This window comes from Spongisporangium articulatum, assembly GCF_044465595.1.
GTDB classification, from domain to species: Bacteria; Actinomycetota; Actinomycetes; order Actinomycetales; family Kineosporiaceae; genus Spongisporangium; species Spongisporangium articulatum.
This window is the reverse complement of the sequence record NZ_JBITLV010000001.1, coordinates 967,594-991,922: the sequence shown is the minus strand read 5'-3', so window position 1 is coordinate 991,922 and position 24,329 is coordinate 967,594. Positions and strand designations below refer to the sequence as shown.

23 protein-coding genes are annotated in these 24,329 nt (G+C 73.0%); 8 read left to right on the top strand and 15 right to left on the bottom strand.

Translation table 11 applies throughout. The annotated features are described in order from the left end of the window. Positions 1-29: 29 nt before the first annotated feature. Entirely contained in the window at positions 30-986 is a 957-nt protein-coding gene (locus tag ACIB24_RS04770) for a glycerate kinase (protein WP_398275895.1), read from the bottom strand. 196 nt (positions 987-1,182) lie between these two features. Here ACIB24_RS04770 and ACIB24_RS04765 point away from each other — a divergent pair, with 196 nt between their 5' ends. Then, positions 1,183-1,383 carry a hypothetical protein gene (locus tag ACIB24_RS04765; protein WP_398275892.1) on the top strand — a complete coding sequence of 67 codons (201 nt, stop codon included), beginning with the start codon at positions 1,183-1,185 and terminating at the stop codon, positions 1,381-1,383. Here ACIB24_RS04765 and ACIB24_RS04760 read toward each other — a convergent pair. Beyond that, on the bottom strand, positions 1,380-2,807 hold the full coding sequence (locus tag ACIB24_RS04760) for a hypothetical protein (protein WP_398275889.1): 1,428 nt from the start codon (positions 2,805-2,807) through the stop codon (positions 1,380-1,382). The two genes, ACIB24_RS04765 and ACIB24_RS04760, sit on opposite strands and share 4 nt — an antisense overlap. A gap of 70 nt (positions 2,808-2,877) precedes the next feature. Here ACIB24_RS04760 and ACIB24_RS04755 point away from each other — a divergent pair, with 70 nt between their 5' ends. Together ACIB24_RS04755 and ACIB24_RS04750 are read left to right on the top strand one after the other, a co-directional pair. Continuing rightward, positions 2,878-3,264: a DUF6394 family protein gene (locus ACIB24_RS04755; RefSeq protein WP_398275886.1), complete on the top strand. Its 387-nt coding sequence runs from the start codon at positions 2,878-2,880 to the stop codon at positions 3,262-3,264. Beyond that, positions 3,261-5,057: a potassium channel family protein gene (locus ACIB24_RS04750; protein ID WP_398275884.1), complete on the top strand. Its 1,797-nt coding sequence runs from the start codon at positions 3,261-3,263 to the stop codon at positions 5,055-5,057. The genes ACIB24_RS04755 and ACIB24_RS04750 overlap by 4 nt, the downstream gene beginning before the upstream one ends. A gap of 19 nt (positions 5,058-5,076) precedes the next feature. Here ACIB24_RS04750 and ACIB24_RS04745 read toward each other — a convergent pair whose 3' ends face one another. Further along, positions 5,077-5,280 (bottom strand): hypothetical protein, encoded by a 204-nt coding sequence (locus tag ACIB24_RS04745; RefSeq protein ID WP_398275881.1) that lies wholly within the window; start codon positions 5,278-5,280, stop codon positions 5,077-5,079. A 114-nt stretch (positions 5,281-5,394) separates the two neighbouring features. After that, positions 5,395-6,306 (bottom strand): LysR family transcriptional regulator, encoded by a 912-nt coding sequence (locus tag ACIB24_RS04740; protein WP_398275878.1) that lies wholly within the window; start codon positions 6,304-6,306, stop codon positions 5,395-5,397. A 78-nt stretch (positions 6,307-6,384) separates the two neighbouring features. Here ACIB24_RS04740 and ACIB24_RS04735 point away from each other — a divergent pair, with 78 nt between their 5' ends. Continuing rightward, positions 6,385-7,263 (top strand): EamA family transporter, encoded by an 879-nt coding sequence (locus ACIB24_RS04735; protein WP_398275875.1) that lies wholly within the window; start codon positions 6,385-6,387, stop codon positions 7,261-7,263. Between the two features lie 53 nt (positions 7,264-7,316). On the opposite strand, the gene ACIB24_RS04730 is transcribed toward ACIB24_RS04735, so the two are convergent. After that, the gene (locus ACIB24_RS04730) at positions 7,317-8,237 is read right to left on the bottom strand and encodes an EamA family transporter (protein WP_398275872.1); all 921 of its coding nucleotides are present in this window, start codon (positions 8,235-8,237) and stop codon (positions 7,317-7,319) included. A 69-nt stretch (positions 8,238-8,306) separates the two neighbouring features. Here ACIB24_RS04730 and ACIB24_RS04725 point away from each other — a divergent pair, with 69 nt between their 5' ends. Further along, on the top strand, positions 8,307-9,158 hold the full coding sequence (locus ACIB24_RS04725; protein ID WP_398275869.1) for a LysR family transcriptional regulator: 852 nt from the start codon (positions 8,307-8,309) through the stop codon (positions 9,156-9,158). A gap of 98 nt (positions 9,159-9,256) precedes the next feature. Here ACIB24_RS04725 and ACIB24_RS04720 read toward each other — a convergent pair whose 3' ends face one another. Next, entirely contained in the window at positions 9,257-9,586 is a 330-nt protein-coding gene (locus tag ACIB24_RS04720; protein ID WP_398275866.1) for a DUF4333 domain-containing protein, read from the bottom strand. A gap of 302 nt (positions 9,587-9,888) precedes the next feature. On the opposite strand from ACIB24_RS04720, the gene cspE reads away from it, so the two are divergent. Beyond that, complete coding sequence (cspE, locus tag ACIB24_RS04715; protein ID WP_398275863.1) at positions 9,889-10,092, top strand: transcription antiterminator/RNA stability regulator CspE; 204 nt, start codon at positions 9,889-9,891, stop codon at positions 10,090-10,092. A gap of 68 nt (positions 10,093-10,160) precedes the next feature. On the opposite strand, the gene ACIB24_RS04710 is transcribed toward cspE, so the two are convergent. The 5 genes from ACIB24_RS04710 to ACIB24_RS04690 all read right to left on the bottom strand — a co-directional run bounded on the left by ACIB24_RS04710 (position 10,161) and on the right by ACIB24_RS04690 (position 16,064). Beyond that, positions 10,161-11,027, bottom strand: coding sequence for an AraC family transcriptional regulator (locus ACIB24_RS04710; RefSeq protein WP_398275860.1), 867 nt, complete (start codon positions 11,025-11,027; stop codon positions 10,161-10,163). Between the two features lie 87 nt (positions 11,028-11,114). Continuing rightward, positions 11,115-12,536 (bottom strand): aminotransferase class I/II-fold pyridoxal phosphate-dependent enzyme, encoded by a 1,422-nt coding sequence (locus ACIB24_RS04705; RefSeq protein WP_398275857.1) that lies wholly within the window; start codon positions 12,534-12,536, stop codon positions 11,115-11,117. Beyond that, entirely contained in the window at positions 12,526-13,668 is a 1,143-nt protein-coding gene (locus ACIB24_RS04700) for a M20 family metallopeptidase (protein ID WP_398275855.1), read from the bottom strand. The genes ACIB24_RS04705 and ACIB24_RS04700 overlap by 11 nt, the downstream gene beginning before the upstream one ends. Positions 13,669-13,698: 30 nt before the next feature. Further along, on the bottom strand, positions 13,699-14,343 hold the full coding sequence (locus ACIB24_RS04695) for a response regulator (RefSeq protein ID WP_398275852.1): 645 nt from the start codon (positions 14,341-14,343) through the stop codon (positions 13,699-13,701). Continuing rightward, a complete protein-coding gene (locus tag ACIB24_RS04690) occupies positions 14,340-16,064 on the bottom strand; it encodes a sensor histidine kinase (protein WP_398275849.1) in 1,725 nt (574 codons plus the stop codon). The genes ACIB24_RS04695 and ACIB24_RS04690 overlap by 4 nt, the downstream gene beginning before the upstream one ends. Positions 16,065-16,239: 175 nt before the next feature. On the opposite strand from ACIB24_RS04690, the gene ACIB24_RS04685 reads away from it, so the two are divergent. Beyond that, on the top strand, positions 16,240-16,749 hold the full coding sequence (locus ACIB24_RS04685) for a hypothetical protein (protein ID WP_398275846.1): 510 nt from the start codon (positions 16,240-16,242) through the stop codon (positions 16,747-16,749). A gap of 333 nt (positions 16,750-17,082) precedes the next feature. Here the strand turns inward: ACIB24_RS04685 and ACIB24_RS04680 are convergent, their stop codons facing one another. Genes ACIB24_RS04680 through ACIB24_RS04670 form a run of 3 tightly spaced genes read right to left on the bottom strand, consistent with a single transcriptional unit; the run spans position 17,083 to position 21,763 of the window. Further along, positions 17,083-18,495 carry a phytoene desaturase family protein gene (locus ACIB24_RS04680; protein WP_398275843.1) on the bottom strand — a complete coding sequence of 471 codons (1,413 nt, stop codon included), beginning with the start codon at positions 18,493-18,495 and terminating at the stop codon, positions 17,083-17,085. Beyond that, entirely contained in the window at positions 18,492-20,279 is a 1,788-nt protein-coding gene (locus ACIB24_RS04675) for a DUF3556 domain-containing protein (RefSeq protein ID WP_398275840.1), read from the bottom strand. The genes ACIB24_RS04680 and ACIB24_RS04675 overlap by 4 nt, the downstream gene beginning before the upstream one ends. Before the next feature lie 2 nt (positions 20,280-20,281). Then, positions 20,282-21,763, bottom strand: coding sequence for a class I adenylate-forming enzyme family protein (locus ACIB24_RS04670; RefSeq protein ID WP_398275838.1), 1,482 nt, complete (start codon positions 21,761-21,763; stop codon positions 20,282-20,284). A 189-nt stretch (positions 21,764-21,952) separates the two neighbouring features. Here ACIB24_RS04670 and ACIB24_RS04665 point away from each other — a divergent pair, with 189 nt between their 5' ends. Continuing rightward, positions 21,953-23,257, top strand: coding sequence for a PucR family transcriptional regulator (locus tag ACIB24_RS04665; RefSeq protein ID WP_398275836.1), 1,305 nt, complete (start codon positions 21,953-21,955; stop codon positions 23,255-23,257). A gap of 60 nt (positions 23,258-23,317) precedes the next feature. On the opposite strand, the gene ACIB24_RS04660 is transcribed toward ACIB24_RS04665, so the two are convergent. Next, the gene (locus ACIB24_RS04660) at positions 23,318-24,259 is read right to left on the bottom strand and encodes an alpha/beta hydrolase (RefSeq protein ID WP_398275834.1); all 942 of its coding nucleotides are present in this window, start codon (positions 24,257-24,259) and stop codon (positions 23,318-23,320) included. Positions 24,260-24,329 lie beyond the last annotated feature (70 nt).

Genomic DNA, 24,329 nt, shown 5'->3' with positions numbered 1-24,329 from the left:
TCCGTCGGCCGCGCGAGGTTTCTGCATGATCACGAACTGGGGAGGGTGGCGGCCGCGGCCCGCAACCCGGCCCGATCGCTACCCACCAGAACCGCGCTGAGCCCCAGCGCCCGCCACTCCTCCTCCGCGAGGTCACACCGGCCGACCACGGCCAGCACCGGGACACCAGCCGCACCGGCCCGGGCGCACACGCCCGCGACGACCTTGCCGTGGGCGGTCTGCGCGTCGAGGCGTCCCTCGCCCGTGACCACCAGGTCCGCCGTCGCCAGCAGGTCGTCGAAACCCACGACGTCGAGTACGGCCTCGATCCCCGAGACCAGTTCGGCGCCGGCTGCCGCCCACAGGCCGCCGGCCAGACCACCTGCGGCGCCGGTGAACTCGGCCCCGCGTGGATCGCGGGGCCAGCCGGCGGCGCGCTCGTGCAGGCGGCTGGTGAGGCGTTCGACGGTGGCCGGGTCGGCCCCTTTCTGCGGCCCGAACACCTCGGCGGCCCGTTCGTAGGGCACCCGCACGTCGCACAGCACCCGGAGCCCGACCTGGACCCCGGCCAACGCCTCGACCGCCCCGAGACCGCCGTCGGTACAGGCACTTCCACCCACCCCGAGCAGCACCCGGCTCGCCCCGGCCGCCACGGCAGCGGCGATCAGCTCCCCGGTACCCCGGCTGGTCGCCGCCCAGGCGGTCTCGGGAGTCGGGTCGACGAGGCTCAGTCCGGAGGCGGTGGCCGCCTCCACCAGCGCCGTCCCGTCGTCCGCCAGCCCGAACCAGCCGGTCACGGGCTCCCCCAGGGGACCGGTCACGCGGACGTCGACGATGCGGGCGCCGAGGGCCCCGGCCAGCACCGTCGCCGTGCCCTCGCCCCCGTCGGCCAGCGGGCACTCGACCGACTCCGCCCCGACCGACCGGACGCCCTCCGCCAGCGCCGAGGCCACCTCGGTCGCCGTGAACGTGCCCTTGAAGGAGTCGGGCGCGACCAGAACCCTCACGGGGCCAGCCTGGCACGGCCGCTGACCGGTGCGCGTCTCCGGAGCGATCGCCCGCGCGCGCCCGAATGAGCACGGTGTGACACCGCGCTCGCTGGACGGGTGCTGTGTCACACCGTGCCCACCGGGCGGCCGGGCGGGACGTCGTCCGACGGTTGGGGCCCTGACAAGGCGTCCACGCCCGGCGCATACTCGGACCATGACGTGGTTGGGAAGGCTCGTCCCGGGGCACCGGCGCCGGTCCATGACCGAGCGCGAACGCATCGCCTACGACGCGAAGAAGGCCACGCGCCGGCTCCGCAAGGAGGCCGAGCGGTTCCACAACCGGCCCGACGCGAACAACGGCAAGGACCTGCTCAACGACAACGTCCAGGCGGCGCTGCGCGGAGGAATGCTCTAGTTCGAGTACATGTAGCCGCCGCCGGGCACGGCCAGGACGGCGCCGTACTTCCGGTGCGGCGAGCTCGACCCGGCGTAGGTGTACGTCGTGACCGTGTGGTCGCCGCGCACGGCCACGACACCGGCGCCGGCCGCGGAACCGACCGACTCGCCGGGCGCGCCGATCACCAGCCGGTCGCGGACGTCCTCGTCGAAGTCGTCGCGGCCGCGCAGCACGGTCAGCGCCGAGCCGACCGCGTCACCGGTCTCGGCCAGCCCACCCAGCGGTTTGCCCCGGCCCTGGGTGAGCAGGGCGCCCGCGCACCCCTTCGACGGCATCAGCACCACCGACCCGGCGTCCTTCGTCGAACCGATGTTCTCGCCCGGCACCCCGACCGCGACCGTCGAGACCTCCTGGCAGCTCAGCCAGGTGCCGGTGGTGAGCGCGGCGCCGAAGTGGTCGCCGGTCTCGTCCGCGCCCGGCACCCCGGGGCTGTCCTGCGTGTAGTTGGTGACCTTCCCGGACGCCGTGATCGCCGTGACCATGCCGGTGTTGGTGGCCTTGCCGATGTCCTCGTAGGGCGTGCCGACCAGCAGGGTCGTCGCGCCGGCCAGCGAGTAGCCGAACCGGTCGCCGGTCTCCGCGGCCCCCGGGAAACCCTTGCTGTTCTGGGTCCAGTGCTTGACCTGGGTCGGGAAACCGCCGTCGGTGAGCCGGAACTGCCACACGGACCCCGCGTTGCCGTGCCCGCCGACGGTGTCGCCCGGAGCGCCGATGGCCACGGTGTTGATCCCCCGGGCGTTCAGGGCGGCGCCGAAATGAGCCCCCTTGTATAGCTTTCCGCCCAGCGAGTAGGCCGTCAGGGTGCCCAGCAGGCTGAGGCTGCCGGTGTTGTCGAAGACGTAGTGGTCGACGGCCCCGGCGCCGACGACCCCGCGCACCGTGCGGTTCGGTGCCCCGACCCACAGGTCCACGGTGCTGTCGGTCCAGGGCTGGGCGGCGATGTACCGGGAGGCGGAGGCCAGCGTCGCCCCGAACCCGTCCCCCGCGGTGGGCGCCGTCTCGAGCACCGCACCGGCCGTGGTGAGCCCGGTGTCGGAGCCCTTGAGCACCACGAAGGCGCCCCGCTCGCCCTCGGCCGTCTCGCCGGGTGCGCCGACGATCAGCTCCGAGCAGCCGTCCCGGTCGGTGTCGATGGTGGTCATCGCGGCGCCGAACCGGGCCGGGATGTTCAGCGCCGTCAGGTCGGCCCGCTTCAGGTTGCGCTGGTCGGCGGCGCTGTAGTTCACGTCGAGCTCGTCCAGGTCGGGCATCCCGACGGGGACGTCGGGGCCGCCCCCGCCGTCGAGGGAGCCCACCTCGGGGATCGTCGGGTCGCAGGCGGCGGCCGCCGCCGGCCCCGCGGCGACACCCAGCCCGCCGATCACCAAGGCCACTGCTGTCACCGCGCTCATCACCGGACGCATACGGTGACGATAGCTGGCGCGAGGTGATCGACGGGTTATCGTCACCCCGGTGAACCTCGAGAAGGTCGTCTTCGGCTTCTTCGTGCTGCTCGCGGCCACCCTGAACTTCGGGTTCTTCGTGGGCGACATCGACCGGCCCGAACTGCACAACGGGTACGAACTGTTCGCCGCCGTCGTCGTCAGCCTGATCGCGACGGTCCTGAAGTTCGGCGACCGCACCCAGATCGGCGCGGTGCACCTGGCCACCAGCCTCGTCGCCGACCTGCTGCTGATCGCCGCCTCCCTGGTCTGGGCCTACGCCTCGCACATCGGACCGACGGGGCTCACGGGGCACGACATGGCCAGCGTCGTCTCGCTGTCGGCGGGCGCGCTGCTGGCGAACCTGGTCTCCGTCGTGCTGCTCGTGGTCGAAACGGTGTCATTCCACCGCCGATGAGCCTCCAGCAGAGCCGGGACGCCGTCCGCGCCGGTCGAGCGGCGCGGTTCCAGGCCCGCTTCGAGGCCCGGTACGCACCGACGCGCAACAGCGCGCCGATCTTCCTCGTCCTGCGCCGGATGCGCACCCCGATGATCGCGCTGATCGTCATCTTCTCGGTCACGACGCTCGGCCTGACGCTGATCCCGGGGGTGGACAGCGCCGGGCGCCCGAGCCGGCTGGGCTTCTTCGACGCCTTCTACGTCATGAGCTACACCGGCACCACGATCGGGTTCGGCGAGCTGCCGCACCCGTTCAGCTACCCCCAGCGGATGTGGGTCACCGGGTCGATCTACCTGACCGTGATCGGCTGGGCCTACGCCATCGGGTCGCTGCTGTCCCTGTTGCAGGACAGAGCCTTTCGGCGCGCCCTGCAGATGCAGCAGTTCCGCCGCCGGGTGGCCCGGCTCCGGGAGCCGTTCCTGCTCATCGCCGGCTACGGATACGCCGGGGAGATGCTCGGCCGCCGTTGGGACGACCTGGGCCGCTCGTTCGTGGCCATCGACCTCCTGGAGGAGCGGGTCGACTCGCTCGACATCGAACCGTACGCGGCGGACGTCCCCGGGCTGGTCGCCGACGCCGCCGACCCCAGCCACCTCGAGGTCGCCGGCCTGCGAAACCCTTTCTGCGAGGCGGTACTCGCACTCACCAACGACGACGAGGCCAACCTGGCCATCACCATGAGCGCAGCGCTACTGCGGCCCGACCTGCCGGTGATCGCCCGAACGGTGTCGCCGTCGGCGGCGGACCGCATGTCGGCGTTCGGAACCCCGGTGGTGATCAACCCGTTCGACACCTTCGGGGACCACCTGCGCCTGGCCCTGCGGGCGCCGTCCGCCTACCAGCTGTTCAGCTGGGTCGAGTCCGGACCGGGCGCCGACCTGCCCGAGCGCCGGCTGCCGCCCCGCGACGGGCGGTGGATCGTCTGCGGCTACGGGCGTTTCGGCCGCGAACTGGTGACCGACCTACGCCGGGCCGGGGTGCCCCTGACCGTGGTCGACGCCAAGCCGGAACTGGCTGACGACCCCGCTCTGACCGGGGTCGACCTGGTCACCGGCGAAGCCGCCGAACCCGGAGCGTTGACCGCGGCCCACCTCGAGGAGGCCGTCGGTTTCGTGGCCGGCACCGACTCCGACACCACCAACCTGTCGCTGGTCGCGGCGGCCCGGCGGCACAACGCCGACCTGTTCACCGCGGCCCGGCAGAACCAGGCCGCCAACGCCGCGCTGTTCGAGGCCCTGGAACCGGATCTCGTTCTCGTGCCGAGCGAGTCGGTGGCCCTCGAGGCCTACGCGCGGCTGAGCACGCCGCTGCTGTGGCGGTTCCTGCAGGCCACCGCCGGCGCGTCGGACGACGAGGCCCGGGAGATCCTCGACCGGCTCACCGGGCGCTGCGGCTACCAGCTGCCCGATCTGTGGAAGGTGCGACTGTCCGCAGCGGAGGCGCCGGCGCTGGGCGACTGGCTGGCGTCCGGGACGCTCACCATCGGGGGGATGTTGCGCGACCCCGACGAGCGCGACCGCCGGCTGCCGTGCGTGCCGTTGCTGCTCTCGCGCGAGGGTTCTCAGGTGATCGGCCCCGGGGACGACGTGCGCCTGGCCCCCGGGGACGAGGTGCTGTTCGCGGGTGGCTCCGCGGCGCGCCGGGAATTGACCACGACGCTGACCAGCCCGTCCGCGGCGACCTACGTCGCGACGGGCGAGCGGGTCGCCGAGGCGTGGCTGTGGCGGCGGCTCAGCCGCCGGGTGGGCTGAGGACCAGCGTCAGCTCCGGTCAGCTCAGCGGCAGCGGGTCCGGGGTCTCCCAGACCATCGTGAGCCGGTCACCGCGCTCGGTCGGCATGACCACCCAGTGGGCCACGGGACGCAGCCGCGGGGCGGACCATTCGGACTCGCCTGCCGTGCGGTCAGCAGCCGCTGCCGCGGCCGCCTGCGTGGGAACGCGGTCGGTCGCGGAGCCCAATCGTTCGACCTTCATCACCGTTCCACCCTTCGTTCACCTTCTGTTCACTTTCTAGAAGATAACACGTCACCTGGGGATCGGGCCTTGAATTCGCCGTCCCGGCGGTGCCCCGGACGGCGTAGCGCCTGGTCAGGCGCGGTCGCCGGGCCCCCGGTCGAAGGCACCGTCGACCAACATCCGCAGGATCAGGGCCAGCGGCGCCCAGTCCTCGCGGCCCCGCCGGGTCACCGCGTAGGAGCGCAGCACCACGGCCGGGTCGCGCAGCGGCTGCAGGGCCACGCCCTCTCGGACCGGCTGGTCACCCGGCAGCAGCCCGATCCCGCGCCCGGCCGCGATCAGGTCCTGGACCAGCGCCAGCGAGTCGACGTGATGGGTGATCTGCGGCTCGAACCCGGCCATCGAGGCGATCGTGCGGACCACCTGTTCGTCGGCCACGTTCCGCGAGTTCACGATCCAGGGTTCGTCGCGCAGCCGCGCGAACACCTCCGGCGCGCTCCCGCCGTCCACCCCGCCCGCGGCCCGGACCCCCAGCGCCCACGGCGCCGACCACAGCGGACGGGCCTGCAGGGAGTCCGGCAGCGCCGCCGGGGCCAGCGTGTAGTCGTAGGTCAGCGCCAGGTCGACGGCGTCGTCGGCGAGCAGGGCGTAGGCCTCGGCCGGCTCATGCTCGAGGACCTGCAGGCGAACGTCGGGGTGGTGCAGGCAGAGGTCGGTGATGATCGGCAGCAGCGACCGGCGCACCGCCGTCGCGAACCCGCTGACCCGTACGGTGCCCGCCGGTTCGGCGCCCGGGTCGAGGTCGAGGCGGGCCGCATCGACGGCCGCCAGGATGGTGTCGGCGTGCGCGGCCAGGCGCCGGCCGGCGGGGGTGAGCCGGACGCGGCGTCCCTCGGCCTCCAGCAGGGGCGTCCCGACCTCGCGGGCCAGCACGGCCAGCTGCTGGGACACGGTCGAGGTGGTGACGGCCAGTTCCTCGGCCACCTCGCGCATCGACCCCAGGCGGTTCAGCTCGGCCAGGAGACGCAGGCGGCGCAGGTCCACACCGTTCAGTCTGCCTGAACGATATGTGCAGCGTAACCACGTGGACGTGAACGGTCGTTCGGAGCTCTACTCGACGCCATGACCGCCGTGGCCGATGCCCCCACCGTCGTCGCCCCGCGCAGGTCGGCCCGGGCCGGGATCGGCATGGCGGTCGGCGCGATGCTCTCGGTGCAGCTGGGCCTGGCCGTGGCCGTGCAGCTCTTCGACACCGTCGGCCCGGAGGGCGCGGTCTGGCTGCGGCTGGTCTGGGCCGGGGTGGTGCTGCTGATCGTCGTGCGGCCCAAGGCGGCCTCGTTCACCCGTTCCTCGCTGCGGGCCTGCATCGCCCTCGGGGTCGTCACCGGCGCACTGACCATGCTCTTCATGGAGGCCGTGGCCCGCCTGCCGCTCGGCACGGCGAGCGCCCTGGAGTTCCTCGGACCCCTGTCGGTCGCCGTGCTGCGGGGCCGCGGCGCGGCCAAGCTGTGGGCCGCCGTCGCCGCGACCGGGGTGCTCCTGCTGACGCAGCCCTGGGCCGGGGCGATCGACCCCGTCGGCGTGGGGTTCGCGCTGGCTGCCGCCGTCTGCTGGGCGGCGTACATCGTGCTCACCCAGAGGGTCGGGGACGCCGTCCCGGGGGTTCAGGGGCTGGCCGTCTCCCTGGCCGTGTCGGCGCTGTTCGCGACGGCGACCGTGGGCTGGGCGGTGGTGCCGCGGCTCACCGCGGAGGCCGTGCTGATCGGCGCCGGGCTCGCAGTGCTGGTCCCGCTCGTACCGTTCACGCTGGAACTGTTCGCCCTGCGCCGGCTCACCACGGCCGCGTTCGGGACGCTGATGAGCCTCGAACCCGCCGTGGCCCTGACGATCGGGTTCCTGGTGCTCGGCCAGGAGCCGGGCTGGTTGCCGGTCGCCGGGGTGGCGTTCGTGGTGGCGGCCGGAATCGGCGCCGAACGTACGGGAGCGCGGACGCCCGACTGACCTCGAGAAGGCACGCTCCCGCCGTCCGGTGAGCCCTTTCGAGGACGGTCGCGTCAGCGTCGGGCGGTCCGCACGGCGCCCGCGCTGGCCGTGATCACCAGCGCCATGGCCAGCAGGTCGGTGGCCGTCAGGGCCTGCCGCAGGACGACGAACGCGGCCCCGGCGGCGATCGCCGGGCTCAGCGCCTGCAGGATCGCGAACGTGGACGACGCCAGCCGGCGCAGCGCGAACAGGTCGAGCATGTAGGGCACCAGGGAGCTGAGCACGCCGACGGCCAGGCCGAGCGCCAGCGTGACCGGGTGCAGCAGGGCGCCTCCCGCGCCGACGACCCCCACCGGCAGGGTGAGCAGGGCCGCCACCCCCAACGACAGGGCGAGCCCGTCGGCCTTGGGGAACCGGCCCCCCACCCGGGCGCTGAGCAGGATGTAGCAGGCCCAGAACACGCCCGCCAGCAGTGCACAGGCCATGCCGATCAGCCCGTCGGTGTCGAAACCCGTGGCGGTGAAGCTGCTCTGCCCCAGCAGCACCACCCCGACCAGGGCCAGCCCGGCCCACAGCGCGCTGAGCAGGCGCCGGGAGCCGACCACCGACAGCGTCAGCGGCCCGAGCACCTCGAGCGTGACGGCCGCGCCGAGCGGGATCCGGTCCACGGCCTGGTAGAAGATGCCGTTCATCAGGGCGAGCACCGCACCGAAGGCGAGCACCGCCGTCCAGTCGCGACGGGTGTAGCCGCGCAGCCGCGGCCGGGCGACCAGCAGCAGGACGAGCGCCGAGAAGCCGAGCCGCATGGCGAGCACGCCGACCACCCCGGCGCGGGGGAAGAGCAGCGCGGCCACCCCGGCCCCGAAGTGCACCGAGAACATCCCGCCCAGCACGAGCCCCACGGCCGCCGGGTCGACCCCGCGCGGCGCGACGGCCGGGGCGGCACCGGGAGCCGGCTGCAGGGTGAGTTCGGGAGCCAGGGTCTTCGCCACCCCTCGACCGTAGGCCGACCCCGTCGGCCTGTGAAATGCCCGCTTGAGCATTGGTTATGCTTGACGCTCATGACGGCGGAGCTGCGCCACCTGCGGGCCTTCCTGGCCATCGCCGAGGAGGGCAGCGTCACCGGCGCCGCCGTCCGGTTGAACCTCACCCAACCCGCCCTGTCCCGCACGCTCGCGCAGCTCGAGGCGCACCTCGGCGTCCGGCTGGTCGACCGGTCGACGCACCACCTGCGCCTGACCGAGGCGGGAGCCGAGTACCGGGAGCGGGCCGCGGCGGCGCTGCGCGCGGTGGACGACGTCCTCGACCCCCGGCAGGTGTCCGGCACCCCGGTGCGGCTCGGCCACGCCTGGGCCGCCCTCGGCCGGCACACGCCCGCCGTCCAGCGCCGCTGGGCGCAGGAGCACCCGCAGACCACCCTGGAGCTGCTGAGCAGCGACGACGTCTCCGGCGGGCTCGGTCAGGGCCGGGTCGACGTGGCGGTGCTGCGCTCGCGCGTCCGGCTGAGCGGCGTCCGGGTGGAGCGGCTTCTGAGCGAGCCGCGCCTGGGCGTCGTCCCCTCGGGAACGCCCCTGGCGGAGCGAGACTCGCTGGTGCTGGCCGACCTGGCCGGGCACCCCGTCGCGGTCAACACGACCGTCGGGACGACGTCGCTCGCCCTGTGGGGCGAGGGCCCGGCCCCCAGCCGGGTGCTGGAGGTGTCGAACACCGACGACTGGCTGGCCGCCATCGCAGGCGGGCGGGCGTTCGGCGTGACGCCGGCCGCGACCGCGGAGGTGCGCCCCCACCCGGGCGTCACGTACCTGGCCCTGGACGACGCCCCGCCCGTCGACGTGTACCTGGCCTGGCGCGAGCCCTACACCCACCCGGCCGTCCCGGAGCTGCTGGCGCTGATCCGCTCCGTCACGCAGTAGGGCTTGCTTCTTTCAAGATCAGCGTCCGGGTGCAGCGATTGCGAGTCGGAATCGCAATCGCCGCACCCGTCCGGTGATCTTGGTGCCCGGCGCACGGATCAGGCCTCGACGGAGTTGACCTCGTAGTTGCCGTCGGAGTCCTTCCAGGTGACGACGAACTTCGTGGCGGTGCCGTTGACCGAGGCGTTGCAGTCGGTGGTCTTGCCGGCCGCGATCTCGGGGGTGTCGGCGCACGTGGTGCCGGTGATCTCGAGGTCCGGGTTCTGGGCGACGAGCTGCTTCTGCACGTTGCCGGCCAGCTTCGTACCGGAGAAGTCGTGGGTGGAGGTGCCCGCCGAGGCGCTGAAGCTGCAGGCGTTCAGCGAGAGGGCGAGCAGCGGGCCGGCGGCGAGCAGCAGGGCGGCCTTGGCGGCGGTACGGGCGTTCATTTCGGGGTCCCTTCGGGGGTTCGATGTCGAGCGGATCTCGACCTGGGGACGAACTTAGGAACGCCCGGTTGGAGGATCCTTACCGGCGACTTGCGCCCCACTTGTGCCCCGCGACCGGTACGTCCGGAAGGTCGATCCGGAATTCGAGGGACCCTGGGGAGGCGCCGACCCCTGAGAATCGGCTAGCGTTGTGCCTGCAGTTGCGGTGAGTGCGTTCTTTGGAAGTGGACGCCGAACGATGCGACCGGCACGGCTCCGGAAGGCGGAGCCGGTAAAGACACCCCCGAAGGACAGACACGAACATGGCTACTGGCACCGTCAAGTGGTTCAACGCCGAGAAGGGCTTCGGCTTCATCACCCCCGACGAGGGCGGCGCTGACGTCTTCGCCCACTACTCGGCGATCCAGACGAGCGGCTACCGCTCGCTGGACGAGAACCAGAAGGTCGAGTTCGAGATCACCCAGGGCCAGAAGGGCCCGCAGGCGGAGAACATCCGCCCGCTCTGATCTCCGAGCAGGCTTGAAAGAGCCCAGGTCAGCCTCGCTGACCTGGGCTCTTTCGCTTTGGCGGGCGCTCAGCCGGGCTCGACCGGTAGCCAGAGTTCAGTGGTCGCCGTGCTGAAGTCGTCGGCACGTTCGAGGACGGCGACGATCTCGGGCCCGGGGCGCAGACGCCACCTGTTCGCCGGGAACCACTCCGTGGCCGTGGCCGCCCACAGCTGCTGGAGCGTGTCCGGGTACGGGCCGGAGGCCCGGAAGACCGCCCAGGTGCCCGGCGCTACGGGGATGGCGTCCAGGTCGTCGGGCGCCGCCGAGCCCTCGCTGAGGGCCACCCCGTGCAGGTAGGTCAGCTCGCTGCCCTCGGCCCGGTCGGGGTCGAGATCGTCGCTGACGGCGAGCAGCCCCCTCGGCTCGGTGTTGCTCAGCCCCCTCAGCCGGGCGTGCTCCTCGGCCGGGATGGCCGCCACGTGCTGCCGGATGTGCGGGTTGACGCCCTGGTGGATCAGCGGGACCCGGGCGGCGTGGCCGACCAGGGTGAAGGCCGGATGGTCGACGATGCGGGTGTCCATGGGAATGCTCCCTTCGACGGTCAGGCGGAACCTGAGCAGCGGTTGCGAACGAAGGGGACCGCCCTGCTCCCGGACGTCGCGGGGGCTCGAACCGTGCACCGCCCGGAACGCCCGCCCGAACGCCTCGGTCGAGCCATAGCCGTACCGGACGGCGATGCTCAGCAGGTCGTCGCCGCGCACGACGTCCGCCGCCGCGACGGTCATCCGGCGCCGGCGCACGTACTCCGACAGGGGCATGCCCGCCAGCGACGAGAACATCCGGCGCAGGTGGTACTCGGTCGTGCCGAGGTCTCGAGCCGTCGCGTCGACGTCGAGCACCTCACCGAGATGCGCTTCGACGAGGTCGACGAGCCTGTTCAGTGCCGAGATCACGGGGCCTCCTTCGAAATCGACACTGCCCGGCCGCGAGTCTCGCGCGCCCGATCGTCCGGGACCGGTGCGATCGGGCGAGCCGGCGGGTCAGTCCTTGAGCACCCGCAGCGTCCGCAGGCTCGGGTCCGCGGCGTAGGCGATGCGCACGCCCAGCCGCCGCGCCTGGTCCAGGGCGGCGAGCGCCTCGGCGGTGACCCTCTCACCGGGCGCCAGGACCGGGATGCCCGGCGGGTAGGGGGCGACGAGTTCCGCGCTGACGCGCCCCACCGCGCGGGCCACGACCACCGCCTCGGCGGAGGCGAAGAACGCCTCGCGGGGCGTCGTGGCCGCCACCGGCTCGACCCGGTAGACCGCCGGTCCGGCCGTCGGCCGGGGCGAGCCGCGATGCCGCTCGACCGACGCGGCGACGGCCTCGGCGAACGTCGCGAGCGTCTCGGCCGTGTCGGCGAGCGTGACGACGGCGACGAGGACGTCGCGGTCGGCCGACTCGACCGGCAGCCCGGCCGCCAGCAGGTCCTGCTCGACGGCGTTCCCGTCGGCCCCGGTGCCGGACAGGACGAGCGTCAGCTTCAGCGGGTCGACGTGCGGCCCGTCGAGCACGACCAGGCCGGGGACCTCGGCCAGCCGGGCCCGGGCGCTGCGGGTGGCCCCGATCGCGGCCCCCAGGAGCCGCTCGCCGTCGCGCTCCAGAAGCGCCCGGGCGGCGTCGGTGCTGGCCAGGACGGCGCCCGCGGGGCTCGTGGTCGCCGTCGCCTCGACGCCGGCCTCCAGACGGGCGGGGTCGAGGCGGCGCGTGCGGGCCAGCACGAGCGCGGCCTGGCTCCAGGCGGGCAACGTCTTGTGCGCGCTGATGATCATCGCGTCGGCGCCCAGCTGGAGCGGGTGACGGGGCAGATCGGGGTGGAAGCCGAAGTGGGCGGCCCAGGCCGCGTCGACGACCAGCGGGACGTCGTGCTCGTGGGCGGCCTCGGCCAGGCCGGCCACGTCGCCCACCAGGCCGACATAGGACGGGTCGCCCACGAACACGGCTCGCACGTCGGGATTCTCGGCCAGCACCCGGCGCACCGAGTCGGGCTGGACGCCGCGCGGGAGCCCCGTCGCCGGGTCGATCTCGGGGCGCACCCACACCGGGGTCAGACCCGCGAGGACCAGCCCGATGAGGAGCGACCGGTGGAGGGTGCGACTGACCACCACCCGGCCCCCGTCGCCGCCGACCGCGAGGGCGACGGCCTGGTTGGCGTGCGTGGCGCCGCCGGTGGAGAACCGGCAGACGTCGGCCCCCCACAGTCGCGCGGCGCGGGCTTCCGCCTCGGCGAGAACGCCTTTCGTGAGCTTCATCGTGTCGAGGCCCGCGTAGAGCGGCACGTCGCCGGCGACCACGTCGCCCACCAGGTCGCGACGCTGCTTGTGCCCGGGGATGGTGAACGGCGTCGGCGGCTCCTGCCCGAAGCGCAGCCAGGCGTCGAGGAGCGGGGCGTCGTCCCGCAGGTCGCGCGGGTCAGTCGGCACCGAGCGACCACCGGCTGAGAACGGTTACGAGAGAACGGGCCAGGGCCCGGACCTGACGCAGGTCCACCCACTCGTCGACGGCATGGATCCCGCCGCCCGAGGGTCCGCAGATCACCGTCGGGCAGACCGCCTGCCAGAGTGGCGCTTCCATCCAGTACGGCGCGTCGAACGTCGCTCCGGTCCCCAGCGCGGCACCCAACCGGCGGGCGAGCCGCGCGGCCGGGCCGTCGTCGTCCAGGCGCCATCCGTCGCGGTGGGCGACGAGCTCGACGTCGGCGTCCCACTCCGGGGACAGGAGCCCGCGGAGCTCGGCGAGGACGGCGGTGCTGGGCTGGTCGGGGGTCGTCCGCAGCTCGACCAGGCATTCGGCGTGGGCGGGCACCACGAACGGCGAGTCGCCACCCCGCGCCACGGTCACCATCAGGTCGCCGCCCGCGGCCCGGACGTCATCGGCCCGCCGGTCGATCGCGTGCAGCAGGCGCCCCAGGTGGGTGACGGCGTTGACGCCCAGCTCGGCCTGCGAGCTGTGCGCCGCGCGGCCCCGGAAGGTCACCCGGGCCACCCCGAACCCGCGCAGCGACCGGCTCAGCGCCAGGTCGGTCGGTTCGGCGATCAGGCAGACGTCCGGCCGGACGCCGAGGCCGGGCAGGGCGCGGACGATCGCCTCGGTACCGAGGTTGGCGTCCTCCTCGTCGGCGGACAGCGCGAGCACCGGCCGGACCGGAGCGCCGTCGGCGACCAGCCGCTCGGCGGCGACGACGAGCGCGGCCAGGCCGCCCTTCATGTCGGCGGCGCCCCGGCCGTAGAGCCGGTCACCCTCGACGCGCGGCGTGAGGGGGTCGGTCATGCCGGCCACCCCGACCGTGTCGAGGTGGCCGTTCAGGACGACGGTGGGCCACTGCGACGGCCCGGGCGCGACGGCGACCAGGCTGGGCCGGTCGTCGTGCCCGGCGGCCGGGACGACCGTCGTCCCGAACCCCGCGGCGTCGAGCCGGGCCCTCAGGTGGTCGACCATGCCAGTCTCACCCGCGGCACCCGTCACCAGCCCGGGGTTCACGCTATCGATGCCGACGAGGGTGACGAGCAGCTCGACCGCGGCCGCCTCGACGTCCACCACCTCGGCGTCAGCCATCCCGTGAGCCTAGGGCTCCGCGCCGACTCCTCAGCTCAGGCCGCAGTCCCGGCCCAGCCGGATGGCCTCCTCACGGGACGTCACCCCGAGCTTGCCGACGATGTCGGAGACGCGGTTGCGGATCGTCTTCGGCGCCAGGAACAGTCGGGCGGCGACCTGGGAGGTCGTGAACCCACGCACCAGGAGGGCCAGGATCTCGCGGTCCCGGGCGTCCAGCGGAGCCAGCGCGTCGGCACCCGTGGCCGGCTGGCCGCTCGCCGCGGCGGCGACCACCGTGGCGGCCACGCCCTGCCCGAGCACCATCGTGCCGCCGGCGACCGTGTGGATCGCCGCCAGGATGTCCTCGGGATCGGCATCCTTCAGGAGATAGCCGTCGAGTCCCGAACCGAGGCTGCGCATGACGGCCTGCTGGTCGGAATGCATGGTCAACAGCACGACGCGGACGTCCGGCCACCGCTGCTTCAGCTGAACACCCAGTGAGATTCCGTCCCCGTCCGGCAGATCCAGATCGACGAGAGCGACGTCCGGAGCCTCTACGGGCCCGGCCAGCGCCTCACTCACCGTCCGAGCAGCGACCACCAGGTGCAGGCCGCGGTCGGACCCGACCAGCGCCGACAGCCCGGACAGGACGATCGGGTGGTCGTCGACCAGCAGCACGCGGATCACCTCGCTCACGCGGACACCACCGGTATCTCGACGTGCAGGCGGACGCCGTGGGGCTGGAGGTTCTCCACCTGCAGCCGCCCACCGAGCTGTTCGGCGCGGCGCCGGAGCGACGTCAGGCCGACCCCGGGGACGACGAGACCTCCTCGTCCGTGGTCGCGCACCTCGACGCGGGCGCTGATCCGCTCGCCGGGATCGGCCCGACAGCGGACACTCACGTGGATCTCGTCCGCCGCGCCGTGCCGCAGCGCGTTGGTGATCCCCTCGGCGACGCTGCGGTACACGGCGACCGTCACCTCGGGTGGCAGCTCGCGGTCGAGATCCGTGTCGAGGGCGATGGTTCGGCTCTGGGCGCCGAAGCTGTCGACCAGGGCGCTCAGCGCGCCGGCCAGGTCGCCGTCGTGCAGGGCCGAAGGCGTCAGGCCGGCCACGATCCGGCGCAGGTCGCCCCGGCAGTCGGCCAGCTCGTCGGCCAGCGCCCGCAGCAGAGGGGTCGGCGCCGCACGCAACTCGGCCTGGACGCGCATGCTCATCCCGGCCAGTACCGGCCCGACTCCGTCGTGCAGGTCGCCCAGGATCCTGGCCCGTTCGGCGTCCCGTTCACGGGCGACGTCCTGTCGCGCGTGGTCGGCCTCGACCGCCAGCTGCACCGCCCGCGCGACCAGGGCCACCGTGGGGATGAGCTGGACGACGGTGTGGGCCTGGCGCGATTCGGGGCCCTCCCGGTGCCGACTGCGGACCGAGAGGGTGCCGACCCGGTCACCGGCCACCACCAGAGGATGGTGCACCAGCCGACCGTCGTCACTCGGCTCGTCCGGTTCGTCGGCGCCGAGGATGATCGTCACCGCCTCCTGACCGCTGGCCGCCGAGACCATCGCAGCCGCCTGGCCGAGCAACTCGCGCGGGTCGGCGTCCGCGTGCAGGCCTGCGGTGATGGCGGCGACGTCGTCCGGGGTCAGCACGCCACGCCCGTACCGTTGCTGCAGGAAGGAGGCGCGCAGCCATCGGGACAGGGGCCAAGCGAGGGTGACGACGACGACGGCCACGAAGACGGTCGAAGGCTGGGCCCAGGGTAGGTCCACCCGTTCGGTCAGCCACTGCGTCAGCAGTCCGGCGACCCCACCGAGCAGGAAGGGGCCGAGCGCCAGAACGAGGTCGACCAGGGGTTCGTCGAGCGGGCGGAACTGGCGGGCGAGTACGAGGCGCGTCGCCACCGCGGCGAAGGTCCACAGTCCGAGCATCGCGGTCATGGCCGCCTGGACCGGGCCGGCGAGGAACCGGGTGGCGATCACGGCGGCGAACAGCGCCGCGGAGAGGACGACGAGCCAGACCAGCCGGCGACGCGACATCCGGTCGACGGCCAGGTCGACGGCCCAGGCGACGGCGGCCAGGACGACGGCGACCACCGGCCATCCGATCGCCGTCCACACCCGGGTCAGGGAACCCCAGCCCACGCCGCTCACCACCACGGAGACCCCCACCACGGCCAGGGGCGTCAGCGACAGGCCGGCGAAGACCCGCCCTACCCGGTCATGCGGATCCCGGTCGAGCAGGACCGCGGCACCGAAGCCGAAGACCAGCCACGCCGAGCTGTAGATCGCGCCGACCGTGATGCTGTCGGACGTCACGCCCATCAGGGCGGGGATCGTGCCGAAGGCGGCCAACAGGGTGGCGACGAGAACGGCGACCGGCACCCCGGCCGGGGGCGGTCCGTCGTCCGGCACCGAGGTCATGTCCTGATCATGCGCCACGCTCGGGCCCGTGCCTAGGTGTCCGGGACGTCGGCGGGACGTTCCGGGACGACGCGGGACGGGCTCGGGACGGCGGGGGACGGCGGGGGCCTCGCCCCCGGGTCGCGCCGGCGGCCACAGTCGGCCGAAGCAGCGATCATTCCCTTCAGGAGGAGTCATGACCACGCAGTCCGCGTCGCTCGACCGCAAGCCCCGGATCGTCACCGGCCTCAGCGCCCCCGTGCTGGTGGGCGGCACGATCCTGCTCAGTACAGGTTTCCAGCTGATCGTGTTCGGGATCGGCATGTTCGTGGCCAGCCAGGCCGAGATAGACCGGGACGAGGGGGTGCGAGCCAGCCTCGTGAGCATCTCCGTGGTCGCCGCCGTGAGCCTGGTCATCGCCTTCGCCGTGTCGCTGAGCTGCCGCGGGGTCGCCTCGCGGGCCGCGATCGGCGCCGTCGCGCTCGGCGCGCTGGCCGTGATCTCGCTGCCCGCCTTCTGGGCCGGCGCACCCGCCATCTTCGGTGCGAACGCGGCCTGGCTGGGCGGACTCACCATCGGCAGCACCCCGCAGCGCGGGGCCGCTCGGGGCTTCGCCATCGTGGGCCTGGTCGTGGCCGTGCTGAACGCCGTGGCCATCCCGGTGCTCACCGGCGGCTCGCTGATCATGCACGGCTACGCCGGCTGACAGCCCCTTTTCGCGGCTCGTGACCGGCGCCGGTCGGTCACGAGCCGTCCGGCGCGGGTCAGGCGGTGAGGGCCTCGAGCAGGTCCAGCTCATGCTCCACCGGCGGCTCGGCCGCCGCCGGAATGCCGAGGTCGCGCAGTACCGCGCCCACACCTGCTGTGGGCGCACAACTCCCCCGAGCTCTACGACCTGTTGGTGCTCCAGCGGGGTTGGTCACCGGAACGGTTCGGCGCCTGGCTCGCGCAGAGTCTCATCGCGTCGCTGCTGAACCCTGGGTCGACCCGCTGAACCATGGGGCGACCCGCTGAACCACTCCTGCGAGCGGCGCACCGCTCAGCGCAGACTCGCCAGTGCGGAGCGGGCGGCGTTCCATCCGCACACCCCGTGAGCCCCGGCGCCGGGCGGGGTCGCCGCCGAACAGAGGTAGGTGCCCGGGATGCCCGTGGCGTAGGGGTCGAGCGCGACTCGCGGGCGGAACACGAGCTGGCGGGCGGTGTTCGCGCCGGTGGTGATGTCCCCACCGACGTAGTTGGGGTTGCGCACTGAGATGTCGGTCGTGGTGCGGACGGAGACGTGGACGATGCGATCGCGTGCCCCGGGGGCGAACCGCTCGATCTGGGCGAGGATCGCCTCGGTCGCGTCGCCGCCGAAACCGTGCGGCACGTGGGCGTAGGCGTCGACGGGATGGGTCGCCCCCCGGGACCGGGAGGGGTCGGCGACGTACTGCTGGCCGAGGAGGACGAAGGGGCGCTCGGGCATCCGGCCCTGCCAGGTCTGCCGCTCGGCCTCGGCGACCTCCCGGAACGTGCCGCCGAGGTGGACGCTCGCGGCCTCGCGCGCCGGGGCGTACGCCCAGGGGATGCCGCCCTCGACGGCCAGCGACACCTGGAAAGCGGCGGTGCCGTGGCGGAATCGCCGGTACGCGCGCCGGACGTGCGCCGGGAGGCGGTCGCCCAGGATGGCGGCCGCCGTCCGGGGGGACGTGTCCAGCAGCAGGAGGTCGCTCGGGGGGAGTTCGGTCGCCGACCGGACCTCGACCCCGGTCTCGATCCGACCGCCGTGCTTCTCGAGTTGGGCGATCATGGCGGCGCTGATGGATCGGGAGCCGCCGACGGCGACCGGCCAGCCGTAGGTGTGCGCGGCCGTGCCGAGGGCGAGCCCGATGGCGGAGGAGAAGGGACTGCCGAGGGGCCGGAACGAGTGGGCGGCCAGCCCGGACCACATCGCCCGGGCCTCGTCGGTGCCGAAGAGGCGGGCGAGGCCCGTGGCCGGCAGCGTAGCGAGGGCGCCGAACTGGGCCAGGAGTACCGGGTGGGCGGGCACGTGCAGCATCGGGCGCAGGAAGTCCTCGCTGATCCGCGCGAACCGTTCGTCGAGACGCCCGAAGATGCGACGCCACCTGCGCGCGTCGGCTCCGAGCGCCCGCGCCGTCTCCTCCGAGGAGCGACGCGCGGCAGCGCCGCGGCCACCGTCGAGCGGGTGGGCGTGCTCGTAGGGGGCCGCGACGAACCGGAGGCCGGTGCTGCCGAGGTCGAAGGCGCGACTGAAGGGCGTGTCGATCGCGAGGGGATGCGCCCAGCTGCACTCGTCGTGGAGCAGACCGGGGAGGGTCGCCTCGACCGAGCGGGTGCCGCCGCCGGGTGTGCTCTCCCGTTCCAGGACCGTGACCTGGACGCCCGCGGCGGCCAGGGTCAGAGCGGCAGCGAGCCCGTTGGGCCCGCTGCCGACCACGATCGCGGAGGTCACGCGGGGTGCTCGAACGTCCGCGCCGTCAGGGTCCGGCGGCGCTGGTAGCCCGGAGCGGCCCACGTGACGTCGAGGTCCACCGGACCGTTGGGCAGCCAGGGCTGCTCGGCGACGCAGTCCCGCACGTCCCAGGTCCCGCGCTCGACCACGCCCAGGGCGGCGTCGATGACCTGGTAGGCCTGGGTGTGCCGGAAGATGGGCTGGGACTCCACCCAGACGACCACCAGGTCACCGGGCTGCAGGCCGAGGCGACGCTGGACGGCGGCCACGAGGCGGTGGTCGTGCAGGTGCCCGTCGCCGAAGTTCCAGCCCACGAGCGTGTTGCACACCAGCTCGCCCTCGCGGACCGTCCGCTCCTCGATGTCGTCGAGGTGGTGGTAGAGCGCCGAGAACAGGCCGCGCCCCTGGCTGTGCATGGTTCGCCACGCGATGGTCTTCTGCAGCGTCATCTCCGCGTCGTCCGGCTCGTACTTCATCTCTACCAGTTGGTCGACCTGGTTGTGCACGTTGGGAAGTTCGTTGAGGCGCTCCTCCACCCCGGGCTTCATGGCCCACACGGCCGACGCCCAGTTCCCGGCGTACTGGCGCATGGAGGGAAGGAACGAGACGAGGTCGGGCCGCAGGTTGCCCAGGACCGGGAAGGCCAGGGCTAGCGCGAATATCGGCAGGAGCGCCCACGCGGGCGAGAAGTCGTAGATCGAGTACGCGGACGGGTCCTTCCCGACCCACAGGGTGATCGCCGCGAAACCGAAGAAGACGTTCCACTCCAGGGGCACCGCGAGCGGGAAGGTCGAGGTGATGAAGAGGTGGAAGAGGAGCATGGCGACGGCGCCCAGGAGCGCGATGGTCGCGTTCGTGGTGAGGAGGAGGGTCACCGGGATGGCGATCTCGACCAGGGTGCCGCCGATGTGGGCCATGAACCAGGCCAGCCGCGACGGCCGCAGGTCGCGCGGGAAGTCGCGGTAGAAGAGACGTCGGGAGGCCTTGCCGGGCATCGCCGGACTGTTCGACACCATGGGCGGGACGACGTTGACGAAGTGGTCGCCGATCTTGGACACGCCGGCGCCGATCCACACGCAGACGATGACGATCTTGTAGGCCACGACCAGGTTGGTGAAGTCGTCGGCGAAGACGGCGGAGTACAGCATGATCGGCAGGTACTGCTCCGAGCGGCCGGCCAGGAAGATGACCTTGTCGCGCAGGCCGAGCAGCGGCATCAGCACGAGGACCGGAACGAACGCCCAGCCGGGCACGACCTGCTGGCCGGCGACCCCGACGACGTCGACACCGGATGCGGCGAGGGGCACCACGAGGCCGGCCAGGGCCGCCAGGTAGAGCCCCACGTCGAGGAGGGTGCGGGTGTCGCCGGCGGTTCCGGGGACTCGGCTGCCCCAGGGGGCCATGCGGATCGTGCCGGGCCGCAACCAGTACCGGATGTTGCCGGTCATGGGCTTGAAGTGGCCGCACAGGGGGCCCCAGGCCCCGCCGAGGCCGATGAGTTCCAGGAGCATCAGCCACGCCGCCAGCTTCTGGTAGACGACGATGTTGTCCCACCACGAGCCGGGCTCGAACACGGTCGCGTTGCTGGTCGCGGCCGCGATGAGGAGGCCGCCGCCGAGGTACAGCCCGAACATCTTGAGGATGTAGATGACGTGGAGCACCCTCGGCGTGCCGAACCCGTCCTCGACCCAGGTGGTGCTCAGGGTGCGCATGCGCTCGCGCAGCGGCAGGACGAGGAACTCGGCCGGTTCGACGGGCTGAGGCGACGGCTTGATGAAACCCATGGTCAGACCCCTTCCGGGTCGAGCGCTCGGGTCTGCAGGAGGCCGCGCAACGTGGGCTTGTCGATCTTCCCGACCGGGTTCTTCGGCAGGGACTCGACCACGTGGACGGCGGTGGGCACCTTGATCTTCGTGAGGTCCTCGCGGCAGGCCGCCCGCAGCTCCTCCGGAGTGGCCGCGGCGCCGGGGCGCAGCACGACGTACGCGACTGGGACCTCGCCGTAGACGGGGTCGGGCGCTCCCACGACGGCGGCCTCGAGCACGGCGGGGTGGCCGTGCAGGACGCGCTCGACCTCCTTCGGGTAAATGTTCTCGCCGCCCCGGATGATCATGTCTTTGAGGCGGTCGACGATGGTGAGGTAGCCGTCCTCGTCGAGGACGCCGACGTCACCGGTGTGCAGCCAGCCGCCGCGCAGCGCCTCAGCGGTCGCCTCGGGCCGCCCGAGGTACCCCCACATCACCGTCGGGCCCTGGATGACCACCTCGCCGCGGGAGCCCGCCGGCAGCAGCGCGCCGTCCTCACCCATGATCGCGACCGTCTGCCCGGGGATGGCCGGCCCCACCGTGCCGGGCTTGCGCGGCCCGTGCAGCGGGTTCGACGCCGACGCGCAGGTGGCCTCGGTCAGGCCGTAGCCCTCGATCAGGGAGAAGCCGAACCGCTCGGTGATGCCCGCGAGCACCTGGGTCGAGGCGGGGGCGGCACCACACACAGCGAAGCGCACCGAGGAGACGTCGGCCTGGACCGCTTCGGGCAGCGCGAGCAGGTGCGAGTAGATCGTCGGCACGGCCGAGAAGTAGGTGGGCCGCAGACGTTCGATGGCGGCCAGGAACTCGAGGGGATGGAAGCGCCGCAGCACCGACAGCTGCCCACCGGCGAGGAAGGTCGACAGGAAGCTCACGCACAGGGCGTTGACGTGGAAGAGCGGCAGCACCAGCAGGCAGTGGTCCGAGGCGTCGAGTTCGAACGACTCGACCATCTCTCCCGCCATCGCGGCGATGTTGCCGTGGCTGAGCATGACGCCCTTGGGACGCCCCGTCGAGCCGCTCGTGTAGACGAGCAGGGCCAGGTCGCCGGCGCCGACCTCGTGCGGCGCAGGAGCCGAGACCGCGTCGGTGCGCAGGTCGTTCACGTGCAGGACGGTGCGGTCGGGGAAGTCGGGAGCACCGTCGTCCACGACGATCAGGGCGGCGTCGGCGTCCGCCACCTGGTACGTCGCCTCGGACGCCGTCAGCACCGGGTTGACCGGCGTCGCCGACGCGCCGAGCCGCCAGGCGGCGACGACGGCCACAAGGAGCTCGACCCGGTTGGGCGGCATCACCGCGACCACCGAGCCCGGCGCGACGCCCAGCTCGACGAAGTGTTCCGCCGCCGCCGCGACGCGGGTGTCGAAGTCGCCGTAGGTCAGCTCGAGCGCCTCGTCGCGCATACAGGGACGGTCGGCCGGGACGTGTCCGGGGCGGGACCAGGGCAGGTGGGCGAGCAACATCGAGATCACCTTCGATACGGACGTGGACGCGAACCGGGACACGCGACAGGACCCGGCGCGGCCGCCGGGAGCGCTCACCGTAGGTCGCGGCCGTGACGTGGGACACTGTGCTCCGAAGCCAAATTCCGGCGTCGAGTTCGTGCTCTGAGCACGCTCTCTTCGCCATCGAGGCCGAAGGAGTTGGTCCTGATGGACAAAGCGGCCCGACGATCGCTGACACCGGACGGCGATGAGGTCGCCGTCGCGGCACGTCGCCTCGTGGCGACCGCGGCCCGCTCGATGCAGGAGCAACTGCCGGCCCTGTCCCCCGCGCTCAACGAGGAGATCGCCGGTGGGTTCCCCGAACTCGACGGTGACCATGCGGCGTACCAGCTGATCGGGGACAGCACCGTGAGCAACCTCGAGGCCTTCTTCCTGCTCGCCCGGCACCAGGGCGAGGTGGGTGAACCGGCCCCACCGAGAGCCGCGGTCGAGCTGGCCCGCCGGTTGGCCCAGCGCGGTGTCTCCTCGCACGCCCTGGTGCGGTCCTACCGCGTCGGTCAGCAGCGGGTGCTGGACCGGGCCTTCGAGGAGATCAGGCGGCTCGGCGGGGACGGGCCGGCGGCCTACGCCGCGATGCGCATGATGCAGTCGCTGTCGTTCGACTACGTCGACCGCATCGCGGAGGAGGTGGTGGCCGAGTACGAGGTCGAGCGCGAGCGCTGGTTGTCGAGCCGTGACACGGTGCGGGCCGCCATGGTGGAGACGGTCGTGGCGGGCGGGGAGGTGGACGTCGCCGAGGCGGAGCGCGCGCTCGGGTACCGGCTCCGCCGGCGCCACCTGGCGGCTGTGGTCTGGAGCGGCACGAGCGACGAGTCCACGGCGCGCCTGCAGTCGCTCACGTCCGTGATCGCCGCGACGGCGGAGGCGCTCGGCACGTCCGGCAACGCACTCTTCGTCGCTCGCGACGCCTCGACGGCCTGGGTCTGGCTGCCCCTCGGGCCGGGGCACGAGCACGTGACGGCCGAGGTCGTGGACCTCGTCGCCGGCGCCGTCGAGCCGGGTGTCCGGGTCGCCCTCGGGGCGCCGGGCAGCGGCCTCGACGGCTTTCGCCGCTCGCACGTCGAGGCCGGGCGCGCGTTCGACGTCGCCACGATCGACGGTGGTGCCGCCGAGCCGGTGACGAGTTACGCCGACGCGGGGGTACGGGCGGCCGTGCTGCTCAGCCGGGACCTCGAGTCGGCCCGTGACCTGGTCTCGACGGCGCTCGGTGGGCTGTCCGAAGCCTCAGCACGCGCCGAGCTCCTGCGGCACACGCTGCGGGTCTTCCTGTCCGCGAACGGCAGCTACGTCGCGGCTGCCGAACGGCTCCACGTGCACAAGAACACCGTCAAGTACCGCGTCGACAAAGCGGTGGCCCTGCGCGGACGGCCACTCGAGGACGACCGGCTGGACCTCGAACTCGCGCTGCGCGGCAGCCGCTGGCTGGGTCGTGCGGTGCTGCCGGCCCCCTGAGGCGCGGCGAGGAGCGGGAAAACCCGCCCCCCGCCGTCCAGCGCTCCTTGCGGGCGAGTGCTACCGGCGGGCGGCGGACACCGGGACGTGCTGGGCCAGGAACGCGAGCTGATCGGCGATGACGCTCGGGAAGAGCGGCTGCACGTAGGGGTCGAAGTGACCACCGGAGTAGACGCGCACGGTGGCCTCGGGGATCCGCGCGGCGGTCGCCTCGGCGACTCGGCGCGGGGTGATGACGTCGGTGTCCGCGATCTGGACGAGGGCCGGGCACGTGACGCGGCGGGCCCAACGCCGCGGGGAGTAGAGGCCGACCCAGAGCACGATCCGGGCCGCGACGGTGACGGGGTAGTCGCCGTCCTTGAGCCCCGACTCGGCGAACATCTTCTCCAGCCCGGGGATCGCGTCGGGGGTGCTCATCACGGCGGTCTCTCCGGGGGTGCCCACCGAGTTGACGTAGACCGGCCGGCGGCCGAACCAGGCGCCGATCTGGTCGCGCAGGCCCGGGCCGGCGAGGCGCAGGCTGGGCATGAAGCCGGTGGACAGGACGGCCGCGGGCCCGCTGACGTGCGGGACCTGAGCGATGATCGCCGCCAGGCGTTCTCCCCGTCCCGCGAGCGTGATGACGTGGCCGCCGGCGAACGAGGTGCCCCAGGCCACGACCCGCGACGGGTCGACGCCCTCCAGGGTGCGGGCGAACGCGAGGGCCGCGGCCCAGTCCTGGTGCTGCATCGAGACGTCCAGCAGCTGTCGCGGGGTGCCGTCGCTGTCGCCGAAGCCCCGGTAGTCGAAGGTGACGACGACGTAGCCCGCGGCGGCGAACCGCTCGGCGTAGGCCGGAAGGCGGAGGGCCTGGACGGCGCCGAAGCCGTGGGCCATGACGATCACGGGCCGCGGCGCTCCGTCGGCGTCGGCGGGGCGGTAGACGGTCGCCGCGCAAGAGATCCCCTCGGAGAGGAAGGACCCGGGCCGCCTGAAGAAGGGGAGGTCGGTGGGGTCGGTCATGGTGGGCCCTGCCTTCTTCGTGACCGTCGTGGGCACGTCGGCTAGTTCTTGATGGACATTCAAGAACGTA

What these genes read in the sequence shown, in the direction of transcription:
- ACIB24_RS04765 (WP_398275892.1), top strand. Translation starts at nt 1,183, where the DNA reads ATGACGTGGTTGGGAAGGCTCGTCCCGGGGCACCGGCGCCGGTCCATG.
- ACIB24_RS04750 (WP_398275884.1), top strand. Translation starts at nt 3,261, where the DNA reads ATGAGCCTCCAGCAGAGCCGGGACGCCGTCCGCGCCGGTCGAGCGGCG.
- ACIB24_RS04745 (WP_398275881.1), bottom strand. Translation starts at nt 5,280, where the DNA reads ATGAAGGTCGAACGATTGGGCTCCGCGACCGACCGCGTTCCCACGCAG.
- ACIB24_RS04735 (WP_398275875.1), top strand. Translation starts at nt 6,385, where the DNA reads ATGACCGCCGTGGCCGATGCCCCCACCGTCGTCGCCCCGCGCAGGTCG.
- ACIB24_RS04725 (WP_398275869.1), top strand. Translation starts at nt 8,307, where the DNA reads ATGACGGCGGAGCTGCGCCACCTGCGGGCCTTCCTGGCCATCGCCGAG.
- ACIB24_RS04720 (WP_398275866.1), bottom strand. Translation starts at nt 9,586, where the DNA reads ATGAACGCCCGTACCGCCGCCAAGGCCGCCCTGCTGCTCGCCGCCGGC.
- cspE (WP_398275863.1), top strand. Translation starts at nt 9,889, where the DNA reads ATGGCTACTGGCACCGTCAAGTGGTTCAACGCCGAGAAGGGCTTCGGC.
- ACIB24_RS04700 (WP_398275855.1), bottom strand. Translation starts at nt 13,668, where the DNA reads ATGGCTGACGCCGAGGTGGTGGACGTCGAGGCGGCCGCGGTCGAGCTG.
- ACIB24_RS04690 (WP_398275849.1), bottom strand. Translation starts at nt 16,064, where the DNA reads ATGACCTCGGTGCCGGACGACGGACCGCCCCCGGCCGGGGTGCCGGTC.
- ACIB24_RS04685 (WP_398275846.1), top strand. Translation starts at nt 16,240, where the DNA reads ATGACCACGCAGTCCGCGTCGCTCGACCGCAAGCCCCGGATCGTCACC.
- ACIB24_RS04675 (WP_398275840.1), bottom strand. Translation starts at nt 20,279, where the DNA reads ATGGGTTTCATCAAGCCGTCGCCTCAGCCCGTCGAACCGGCCGAGTTC.
- ACIB24_RS04670 (WP_398275838.1), bottom strand. Translation starts at nt 21,763, where the DNA reads ATGTTGCTCGCCCACCTGCCCTGGTCCCGCCCCGGACACGTCCCGGCC.
- ACIB24_RS04665 (WP_398275836.1), top strand. Translation starts at nt 21,953, where the DNA reads ATGGACAAAGCGGCCCGACGATCGCTGACACCGGACGGCGATGAGGTC.
- ACIB24_RS04660 (WP_398275834.1), bottom strand. Translation starts at nt 24,259, where the DNA reads ATGACCGACCCCACCGACCTCCCCTTCTTCAGGCGGCCCGGGTCCTTC.